Raw genomic sequence first — 5,746 nt, 5'->3', positions numbered from 1 at the left:
TTGTTGATGAATTTACCTATTATGAGATAAAATTGAATTAGTGGTAGGGAGGGGTTATATGAGCTTAAATAGCTTCAAAGAACTTCAAATAAACTATACTAAAGCGTTTTATAATGCTTCAGAATTGTTAGAAGAAGCACAATTGCTACTTGATAATAACAAACATGCAAGGTCATATTTGTTGTCTCATATTGCTATTGAAGAACTAGCACGTTGTATTATGCTAGCTTCTGCAATTATGAAATTTAAAATTAGAACATTAGATGTAAAGAAGCTCCTTAAAAGACAAACAGAGCATACAGATAAAATTCAATTAGCTTATTCATTCGTTAAAAAATTAAAAGGCTACAGTAGCCCTTTGAGCGAAGAAGATAGGATAGAAATAATAACTTCTTTTGCGAACGGTAATGTTCAAAATATTATTGATGAGAAAGAAATCAATCAATTTAATAGTTTTAAAAATGCTTCTTTATATGTAGACCAATATCAAAATGTAACCAAAACTCCTAGCGAAGTAATTTCTAGAGAGCAAGCAACTAATTTAGTATCATCTGGTTTTTTATTAAAAGAATATATCGAGCTTAATAAATGGCACGAAGGTGGAAATCTGATTGAGCTAGCTAAAAAAATGAATAACGATGATTTGATGTTAATTAAAAATATGTACTTTCCGAGCGCAAGAAAAATATAAACATATTAGCTATTTGATAATGGAGGGGAACTTACTTGACAGCCTTATCTTTTGGAAAGCTAGAAGAAGCTTATATTTTTGTTTATGAAAATGCTAAGGAATTGTTAGAAGAGTCAAGATTGCTGTATGAAAATAAAAAATATGCTCGTGCGTATGCTTTAGCTCAATTTGCTCATGAAGAGTTAGCGAAACTGCCGATTATTTATCAAGAAGTTACAAGATCTTTTTTTAAGGAACCACATGATTGGAAAACTTTCCATAAACGTTTACGTAGCCATGAATCTAAAAATAGACAAAATTTTGTTTTTTATAGACATATGTTAGATATTACCAAGCAAGAAAATTCTCATTTTACTATGGGGAAAATGAAAGATACTTTGCAACACATTAACCAAATGAAAAATAACAGCATTTATGCTGATATTAAAAATAATAAGTTCACCAAGCCATCAATGGAAATTGGGAAAAATTTAGCTCGAAAACATCTAGAATTGGTTGAAGAAATGTTTAAAACTTTTACTTTGGGTAATTTTCATGTTAAAGGCAATATAAAGAAATCGTTAGACAATGACAAAGCTAAAAGACAAAGGGAACTGTTTAGAAAATCAGGTTTAATTTAATAATTCCACCTTGTAAATGAAAGCAGTAACCATATTACTGCTTTTTATTTAAATGCGAATGAAGTAGCTATCAAACTACTTCATTCGCATTTAAAAATTCATCAAATTGATTTTTAAATCGTTCTACAGCTAAATCAGGATTATGCTCACGATAATCAACCATCATATAATGACCGTGTTTTTCGGGTTAGGGGCATTGTTACTATTCAGCATGATATTTTCCGCACTGTTCGCCCAGGCTTTCCCGAAGAGTGCGGAAGAAGAAGCACGTATTAAGCAGTTCCAATCAACTTGGGATAAGCGAGCAGAATATTACAAGGAACACCCACACAAAGAGCTTAACGCACAGTGACGTTTAATTTTGATTCATGAATAAATACATGTGAATATAAAAAAACACCAGCTAATGAAAGCTAGTGCTTGTGATAATGTTATTATCAATAAATATTATGTAAATTTTTTAAGCTTGTTTTTAAATATTTGAAGAGCTTTTTCCACTCGCATTTTTGATTCATCACTATAGTACATGACATTATTACATTCCAAAGCTAAAAATTTTATAACTTTTACTACTGGCATAATAATATCTTCTTCATAATCGCCAACAATACCATATGCAGAAGGTTTAAAGTGAGCTAATTGATTTCGATATTTTATTAATTCTTGTATTGCATAATCTTGTTGAGAAGTTGTATGTAAAACTTCGCTATGAACAAATTGTTGCATATATTGTTCTGATTTACACCTATTCAAAACTGTCCAAATAGATATTAATTCTGAAACATTCAAAGTTAACATTGAATCGAGGTCGAAATCAAATTCACTAAGTAACGATTCCAATTCTGCTTTTTTCGTCTTAACTTTTTTTGATTTCATATTTATTTCCTTGATTACATTGTGATAAGAACGTGAGCCTTTTATAGCACATACCCCAAATCCATATAATGCTCCATGCAACGAAATCATAAGCCATTTAAAACGATGTGGATTTTCTACGTTCTCAAAGAAATTTGCAGCTTGTTCCAGATAATCAATTGCATTTTCTAACTCATCAGTTCGATAGACAATTTGTTCATTCAATTTTTTATTTCTCCTTTAGTTATGTTAATCCGTGATTTAAATAAAAGCACTCCACGGAGGAATGCTTTTCATCTTTATACTTCCTGTACAGCTTTTTCTTTGTATTGAATTGTTACCGCATACCACTCTTTAGTGTAAAAAAGCATGCGAGCTTCTTCAACGGCAACAATCTCTTTGCTGGAATCATTTAATAATTTCTCAACTTTAGGCATAGATGGCAGATTTTCAGCAATTTCTTCTTCTGTCTTTCCTTCAGGCCATGGAACCATGTATCTAACAGTTTTCATGTCAGTTTTCTCTCCTTACGACAGAAAGTATTTATCAGTAATTTTAGAATCACTCTGTTTCCATCATTGATTCCCAACCATGTAGCTTGGTCATTTTCACATACTCTCTTAACACATTTTCATCATTTGTTTTTAGTTCAATCGGTTTCAAATGAACGAAACAATAATTTTCTTGATAATTTATTTCAACAGATGCAACTTCTTGTTCATCGTCAGCTTTCCAAACACTGTCAGTTATATAAGCACCCTTGTGAGGAATAACATTAGATTCGAATGATTTCTTAACAGTAGTCCAGCCTTCATTCATTGGCTCTAAATGTACAAGTTGAGATAAAATAATTTCCATATTTTTTCACCCCCTTTATCCAACTATAGTAATACGACAAATTACTTCACAATCCTTCCAATTAATTTAAAATAATACATCGTTTGACCTATTTCTTGAATATTAATATTCAATTCTCCATAGTTGAGAAAAAACGGATGTTTAAAACATATCAGCATTTTGTTTTCTAATAGAGTGTAATAGTTTGTATCGTGAAACGGTTAAAACGTTAACAGCGCGAAACTAAGCATTGGATTTGGATTTTGTTGTCAATGTAGTATTTTGTGGTATAAAATGAAATTATTGTAAAAAAGGGGGTAGTTGTGTTGAATTTTGACATCAAAACATTAGCTTCTATGGCGACTCTTCTTACTTCTATTGTAGGAGTAGGCACATTATTGAATTCAACTAAACAAAGATTGACAGCAAACCGACCAGATATTTATGTTAAAAATGATGTATTTGAAATGATTATTGCTCAAGCAAAAGAATTGCCTAAAATTAAACATTCTAAGGAATCTAAAGAGTTTTCGTTACCAATTTATAATGTGGGATTAGGTACAGCAAAGAAGTTAAAGATAAAATGGGAAATAGAAACCGATTTTATAGAGAAAGTAAAAACTCTTGATATTAACAATGAGTATCTTATTGAAGACAGTGAAAAGCTTAGTGAAGGATTTGACTTATTTAATATAAGAAGTGGTAATTTAAGTCGGGGTATTAATTTAAAGCATGACTTGGTACAAAGAATAGATTTCCTTCTGCCGTATAAATCGGACAAGGATACTAATGAACTATTGAAAATTCCACGGTCAATAACATTATTATTCGGTTGTTATGTAGAATTATGTTGTAAACATAACAAATTAAACGAGTTGAAAGATATTTTTTTCATTTTGATGTAGAATACCTCGATGTACATAACAAGAAATATAAAAAGAAGTTTAAAACTGAATTTACTGTAGCTACCATTGATGCTGATTTTAAAAAAATTAGTGGGAGAATAGAGATTTTGTAAAGTTTATATTTTTTTCTGTCATGTGTATTCACGTCCTTAATAATTGATGAGGTGTCCTGCCTGTGGCAGGATCACCTACACCTACGGTCTAACTCGCAATTGTTTTCAAACTTCCCATGGCCTGTATTTTTTCCGTAGCAATTTCATTTCTTCTTTCTTCTTTAGCAAATCATCAAGCAGAAATAGACTCGTAGACCCTAACTTTTTAACTGGTTTGATTTTTCCATCACGTATCAATTGACTTAAACGTGGTCGAGTGATTTCTAAGAATGCAAGTGCTTCCGCAGAAGTATAAACGTACTTCCGTATAAATTCACGCTTGGTTTCTAGCTTTATATGTTCAAATTCTTTCATTTTTAATCTCTCATATATACATTAAGAATTTGAAATGCTTTGTAATCAAACAGCGATATAACGCTCGCAAGTTCGGGCATTTTGTATTTCTTCAATATGCTCGCCACAAGTTGTAAATCTTCAAGTATGTAATGGCGATTATTTTTATCACATAAGTTTTCCATGTACTTAAAGAAAATCTGTTGGTTGATTTCATGCGGTCTTCTACAATGATAAATCAATGTTATAACGGCATTTTCAATTTGATATTGTTGCATTTATATCAACTCCCGAAGGTGAACATCGACTTCATAAGCAGCGTTAGCATTTGCAAATGTAATATCGTCTACTAAATCAATTCGTTTTTTCTCTGCAAGCACTTCCGCGAGCAATTCTAAATGTTGTACTACCGTATAGTTTCTATTCTTTTCATCAAAAACACCGTAAAGGAACGTTTCAAATATTGCTCGGTCATGTTCTCCAGTTCCGTCTTTATATTTCGTTAATGTGTTTACTAAGTTTGTCATTAGTTCCTTATTCATTTTGATTCCCCATTTCTGCAACAGTTTCTTTGATTAACTCCATAAAGTAAATTTGATCCATAAGTCCGTTTGAAAATGACTTCGCAAGTTTGACAATAAGACTGTCCATTCAGCAATTCCTCCCAATATTTACTTACGTGATTATTTTAAGACAGGCATAAATAGCAGGGAGTAGGTAGAAAGAGTTATTTTCAAACAAATAAAGGCCACTCTTAATGAGTGACCCTAATATTTATATCAAATTGTTTTGATAGTGTTTTAATTTTAGAATTATCATAAGCATAATTACGTCTAGCTATGGTTGTTCGCTTTTCGTATAACGATTTTCAAGGTGAATATAAGAACCTTTTCATTTCACAATATTCCAGCCATGTTTTCTAAAGATTTTATAATTTTATTAAGTAGTATGATATTTAGCTTTCTCCGTACATGAAATCTAACAATTGCTCAGTGGTTTCCCACTCGTTTAAAATATCCGCTAAATAAACAATATCATTTTTTATAATAAATGAAGCTACAGTATGTCGTTTGGTGCTTTTAAGCTCAATTTCCACATTCAAAGCTACAGATCAGATATTAAAGCAACTGTAAACTGATTTATCCAGTGGCAACCATGAACAAATTGATACCAGTCCATTGTGCTTTTCTTTGGCGAATGTTTTTTAATTATTTGTGATGAAGCAAGCCCCATTATTTGCGGTATTCGTCATTATCCCATAAGTTATCCCATAAATCATCCATGTCTGCATTTTCACTAAAAAGTTTGCAAAGCCATTCATTAGCTAATGTATCACTTTCTCTTTGATATAGTTTGTCCTTGTCTATAGCTTCGTTAATACCCATATACCAG

General features: G+C 31.3%; 9 protein-coding genes. 3 read left to right on the top strand and 6 right to left on the bottom strand.

The genetic code is table 11. The features are described 5' to 3' along the window. Nucleotides 1–58 precede the first annotated feature (58 nt). Both RB298_RS25650 and RB298_RS25645 read left to right on the top strand, forming a co-directional pair. The gene (locus tag RB298_RS25650) at nt 59–691 is read left to right on the top strand and encodes an AbiV family abortive infection protein (protein WP_486049172.1); all 633 of its coding nucleotides are present in this window, start codon (nt 59–61) and stop codon (nt 689–691) included. 35 nt (nt 692–726) lie between these two features. Then, complete coding sequence (locus RB298_RS25645) at nt 727–1,311, top strand: AbiV family abortive infection protein (RefSeq protein ID WP_486049170.1); 585 nt, start codon at nt 727–729, stop codon at nt 1,309–1,311. Nucleotides 1,312–1,758: 447 nt separating this feature from the next. On the opposite strand, the gene RB298_RS25640 is transcribed toward RB298_RS25645, so the two are convergent. The 3 genes from RB298_RS25640 to RB298_RS25630 all read right to left on the bottom strand — a co-directional run bounded on the left by RB298_RS25640 (nt 1,759) and on the right by RB298_RS25630 (nt 3,024). Further along, nucleotides 1,759–2,391 (bottom strand): hypothetical protein, encoded by a 633-nt coding sequence (locus RB298_RS25640; RefSeq protein ID WP_486049168.1) that lies wholly within the window; start codon nt 2,389–2,391, stop codon nt 1,759–1,761. Nucleotides 2,392–2,465: 74 nt separating this feature from the next. Then, nucleotides 2,466–2,678 carry a hypothetical protein gene (locus tag RB298_RS25635; RefSeq protein ID WP_486049167.1) on the bottom strand — a complete coding sequence of 71 codons (213 nt, stop codon included), beginning with the start codon at nt 2,676–2,678 and terminating at the stop codon, nt 2,466–2,468. A 49-nt stretch (nt 2,679–2,727) separates the two neighbouring features. Continuing rightward, nucleotides 2,728–3,024 (bottom strand): hypothetical protein, encoded by a 297-nt coding sequence (locus tag RB298_RS25630; RefSeq protein ID WP_486049165.1) that lies wholly within the window; start codon nt 3,022–3,024, stop codon nt 2,728–2,730. 305 nt (nt 3,025–3,329) lie between these two features. Between RB298_RS25630 and RB298_RS25625 the strand changes: the two genes are divergently transcribed. After that, nucleotides 3,330–3,908, top strand: a complete 579-nt coding sequence (locus RB298_RS25625) for a hypothetical protein (RefSeq protein WP_486049164.1) — start codon at nt 3,330–3,332, stop codon at nt 3,906–3,908. A gap of 218 nt (nt 3,909–4,126) precedes the next feature. Here RB298_RS25625 and RB298_RS25620 read toward each other — a convergent pair whose 3' ends face one another. The 3 genes from RB298_RS25620 to RB298_RS25610 are packed head-to-tail and all read right to left on the bottom strand — an operon-like array spanning nt 4,127 to nt 4,896. Beyond that, a complete protein-coding gene (locus RB298_RS25620; RefSeq protein WP_486049162.1) occupies nt 4,127–4,375 on the bottom strand; it encodes a helix-turn-helix domain-containing protein in 249 nt (82 codons plus the stop codon). A 2-nt stretch (nt 4,376–4,377) separates the two neighbouring features. Further along, a complete protein-coding gene (locus RB298_RS25615) occupies nt 4,378–4,632 on the bottom strand; it encodes a hypothetical protein (RefSeq protein WP_486049161.1) in 255 nt (84 codons plus the stop codon). Further along, nucleotides 4,633–4,896 (bottom strand): hypothetical protein, encoded by a 264-nt coding sequence (locus RB298_RS25610; protein WP_486049159.1) that lies wholly within the window; start codon nt 4,894–4,896, stop codon nt 4,633–4,635. Nucleotides 4,897–5,746: the final 850 nt, after the last annotated feature.

It is taken from the genome of Priestia sp. BR_2, from assembly GCF_041954005.1.
GTDB lineage: Bacteria > Bacillota > Bacilli > Paenibacillales > Paenibacillaceae > Paenibacillus_AQ > Paenibacillus_AQ lautus_A.
This window is presented reverse-complemented; position numbering and strand designations above follow the sequence as displayed.